Source organism: Neisseria sp. GT4A_CT1 (assembly GCF_000227275.1).
Classification (GTDB): domain Bacteria; phylum Pseudomonadota; class Gammaproteobacteria; order Burkholderiales; family Neisseriaceae; genus Neisseria.
In genome coordinates this window covers 62,414-66,426 of record NZ_JH164972.1, presented here as the reverse complement: position 1 = coordinate 66,426, position 4,013 = coordinate 62,414, and the positions used below count along the sequence as shown (strand labels likewise).

The window sequence follows — 4,013 nt, the reverse complement described above, 5'->3', positions numbered from 1 at the left end:
GGCATCGCCACCGCGACACAACAAAGCCAACTGCACACCGCCAATGAAAACATCCACCTCATCGAGCGGCAACCATACCGACATCACCGCCGGACAAAGCCTGACCGCCCATGCGGCAGAGAGCCTCAACCTGTTTGCGCAAAGCAGCGGCATCAAGGTGCAGGCCAATCAGGGCAAAGTGGAAGTACAGGCACAGAATGACGAGTTGCAGCTGAACGCGCTGAAAGACGCAACGTTAACCAGCAGCGCAGGAAAAATCACCATTGCGGCGAAGGAAGAGATTCTGATTACCTGCAAAGGGGCGTATATCAAGCTGGCGAACGGGGAGGTGGAGATTGGGAGTCCGAAGCTGGTTAGGGTGAAGGCGCCGATGGAGGTGACGGGACCAAATAGTGCAGGAGTAAATATGAAAGGTATGCCTGCGGTTGAAAAATATGATGAGCAGTTTCAATTTTTATTTCCTGATGGCAAACCTATGCATTCTATTGCGTATATTATCCATAATAAAGATGAGGTAATTACCGGCATTACGACTACTAAAGGTCTTAGTCATAGAATACATGCAGAAAAACAGCAGGAATTAAAAACTGAATTACAATGGGCTGATTTTGATTCTGCCCCACCATTTGGAGATGCATAAAAATGGCGACTAATTTAACATTTAGTACCTCACAAACCAATCAAACCCCAAAAAGTTGTCATTCCGAAAAGTGTACCTGTAATACTTTTTGGTCTTTATTACAACAGACGAGTTACATTAAACTTTCCAATAAAACTGGAAATAATCAATACCGTCTTGAAGTATGGTATGAGCAACGTGCACGAAGAATTGCGGCAATTTATGCACGGATTTATCTAGAAATGGAGAAAGAGTTAGGAGGCAACCCTAATTTAAAAGGGCGTTTTTATTGGATGGGGTTAGGTGCATTTGCCTCAAAAACGGTAGCAGCCACATTTAACTCTTGGGTTACAACAACAGGTCTTTGGGCTGCCAAAGTTCGGTATGTACCGAAATGGGCTGAAAAATATCGTGATGCAGCGAAATCCGCTCATATTTTCGCCAAAGGGAATTTATGGCTATTTATGGATGTTGCGCCATGGCATTGGGCTTGGGCACTGAGTCCAGGTTCTTTTGAACAATGTAAAGCCAGTCGTAATGCAAGTAATTATGTTGCTCCAGTAAAAAAAGCCCTCAATGCTTTGCCATGGGCTTCTACAGCCCTGCCTGGTGTAAAGGGTTTTAAATTGACCTATGAAATACAGGAGGCTTTTAAAAAATTACCACTCATAGAAAACTTAAAACCATACAGTAAAAATGCTTTAGAATTTCAAATCAAACACCTTAAGCTGATTGCAGTACAAGAACAGGAGAATATCCTCCAAAGCATATGCTGGGATCATCCATGGATGCGTTTAGGTGCAGAAATGCAACGGTGGGCAAAGAATCCCAAGACTTTTATCCGCTTCCACAGCAGCTATGATGAAGAACGGTATGCCGTTTATCTTCAAAATGTGGAAGCATGGGGTTCTGCGGGCGAATCTTTCAACCGGCACGGTATGCCGCCGCCGCAGGCGGAAAAGGTCGAATACAGGCTGAAGGAAGACCCATTCTCCTATGCACCATACAATATGAAAGCAGAGGAATATGATAGTCGGATGAAATGGATTTTGGCTGTGGCGGATAAGTATCATAATTTAATGAGTGATCCGAAAAGTAGGGAATATATTGAAGGACACCTGCAAACCATAGCAGGCTGGATAGGCAGCACCAAAAAAGGAGAACCCCATGAATCTTGGAACGATCCACAAGGCAATCAGTGAGCGGGTTGTAGCAGCTTTGCTCGCTACCCTCGTGCTCGCTCTGATCTCATTAACAGTTCATGCTTTAGACAACAAGGAGAAAATCATGCCGCAGGAAGTAACTTTACAATTGGGCAAAAAAGGGCCGGAAAGCTTCAAACAGGCAGGTGCGGTTGCGGATCACCATACCGCAGGAGAACTGGTCGGCTTTTTAGATTTGAATTGGCCGTCAAAACAATTGGGAGCCGTCACCATCCGCCACAGCGGCCATGACCTGACTATCCCGCATACCTTTACCGCCATGGGATCGGTACGTTCCGAACCTGAGGGAGAGGGAGTAAATGATATTGTTTTAAACAGCGGCATCAGTGCCAGCGAACTTATCCGCCATCGTGAAGCCTATGATTTATGGGTTAAGCTGATGAAGCGGATCCAGGACAGTGGTTGGCAACGCTATATTTATTTATCCAGTCCTCGGCTGACAGGTAAAGATGCCATCAGATATTTCCAAGGTGAAGAAAATTTTGGCTTGGGCGATATTACCGATCCCGGTGTAGTTCCCGATTTCAATACATGGTATAGCGTGATAAGCCAAGGAGGCTTTATCGTGCACTTTTATTTGGACGGTGTTGAAATGACGATTTTATTTGACCCAACTATCAACGACCAAGAAGATTTAGATAGCATCAATAAAACATTAAGTTTTAACGAATGGGGGCAGTATATGATGCGGATTGAGTTTAAAACCGCGCGCTACAGCACCCGAAATGACATATATAACACATTTATCCCTGACGGTTATGGCATCGATAAACTTCAAGAAGAAATGGATAAAATCAGCTCCCGCCTGCCGGAATACTGGCAACGCTACCGAAATATTGAACTGGCAAAACGCAAAAAAGAGGAGGCCATGTTGGTTAGCAAGGGGTATAAAATTGATGAGGGCTATCAGGATCCCGATTTACTACCTTATTTACAGAAAGAACCCAAATTTTAAAGTAGGAATAATACTTAAGGTTGCACGTTATCGGATTGATGTTGAGGGCGTGTGAAAACAAAGGTCGTCTAAAAATTTCAGACGACCTTTGTTTTTAAATTCTGTAATTGATTGTACTGTTGAATATATCAGCGAGGCAAGCAAAGAGGAGGCTGATGCCAGCCCTCACGTAACCGTATTAGGTTGCAATGGAGAAATCATTACCAGCAAAGAAGAAGCCCGCAACAGCTGCGCTGCCGGACACAAATCTTCATTTTAATTAAGAAAGGATAATCTATGGATGATACCAAAAAGCAACTCGCCGCCATCCGCTACACCGCCGACCGTACCAAACGCTACAACGAACATGGCTTTACCCTGTTGCAACTGGGCATACGCGGCGTAGTCTATTTCAATACCCGCGATGATGTCGCCGATGCCTTAACCGGTTTGATGGATTTCTATTACGAATGGTCGAAAGACAAGCTGACAATAGCTAGGCACGAAAGAGGCCATAGGGATATTAAAAAAGTCAAACTGACCGAAAAATCATATCTGAAAGAACGGGATACAATCTACCGGTGGTTGGACAATCGGAAGGAAAATCCGCCAGAGGTGATGTGGGGAATGCAAAGCGAGCATGCAGATACCAGCGCATCCTATTATTTCGACATTACCTCTATTGCCGCAGGTTTGGCAAATGAGCCGCATATGCCGTTAGGCACTCTGCTTTTTAATCTGCCACTGGAAATTTTGTCTTCCCCCAAAGATTTGGCAAAATTAGATGAATTTGTCGACAAGATTGCAGAGAAGCTGGATGTTTTCCACGGTTATATCGGACTGGCAGCAATTCCACCGCATAACTATTACGATGGTGCGCCATACGAATACGGGGTTTGCCGCGAGAATTTCGGTCTAATTCCGGTTACTACCGATTATTTGTCAACGTTTTATAGATACAACATACGCAGTATCAGTTGGTATACATTGGTTGGCAGGGAACTTTACGGACAGCTACCGGCAGGCAGGATAGAGCCTGTTTTGGCAAATCATCCCGATATTACTCTGCGCGACTTTGCCGGTATCAAGGTTTTTAAAATCGGCAGCTTGCCCGAAACAGGGGATATCCGCGAAGATTTACCCTTGGACTACATTGCGCTAAACCGAGCTTTAGAACCGATACGCGAAAAATATCCGCGCGAAAATATGGGCGGCATTACCCGCGAACAGATGTATT

General features: G+C 44.7%; 4 protein-coding genes. All 4 read left to right on the top strand.

From position 1 onward, the window contains the following. Positions 1–640 (top strand): DUF2345 domain-containing protein (locus HMPREF1028_RS12605; RefSeq protein ID WP_232203852.1); only part of this gene is annotated, 640 nt, incomplete at its 5' end. 2 nt (positions 641–642) lie between these two features. Next, entirely contained in the window at positions 643–1,821 is a 1,179-nt protein-coding gene (locus tag HMPREF1028_RS12600; protein WP_009313152.1) for a hypothetical protein, read from the top strand. Continuing rightward, a complete protein-coding gene (locus HMPREF1028_RS12595; protein WP_009313151.1) occupies positions 1,787–2,797 on the top strand; it encodes a hypothetical protein in 1,011 nt (336 codons plus the stop codon). Before HMPREF1028_RS12600 ends, HMPREF1028_RS12595 begins: the two co-directional genes overlap by 35 nt. A gap of 276 nt (positions 2,798–3,073) precedes the next feature. After that, the coding region (locus tag HMPREF1028_RS12590) for a type VI immunity family protein (RefSeq protein WP_009313150.1) at positions 3,074–4,013 on the top strand (940 nt) is incomplete at its 3' end.

What these genes read in the sequence shown, in the direction of transcription:
- HMPREF1028_RS12600 (WP_009313152.1), top strand. Translation starts at nt 643, where the DNA reads ATGGCGACTAATTTAACATTTAGTACCTCACAAACCAATCAAACCCCA.
- HMPREF1028_RS12595 (WP_009313151.1), top strand. Translation starts at nt 1,787, where the DNA reads ATGAATCTTGGAACGATCCACAAGGCAATCAGTGAGCGGGTTGTAGCA.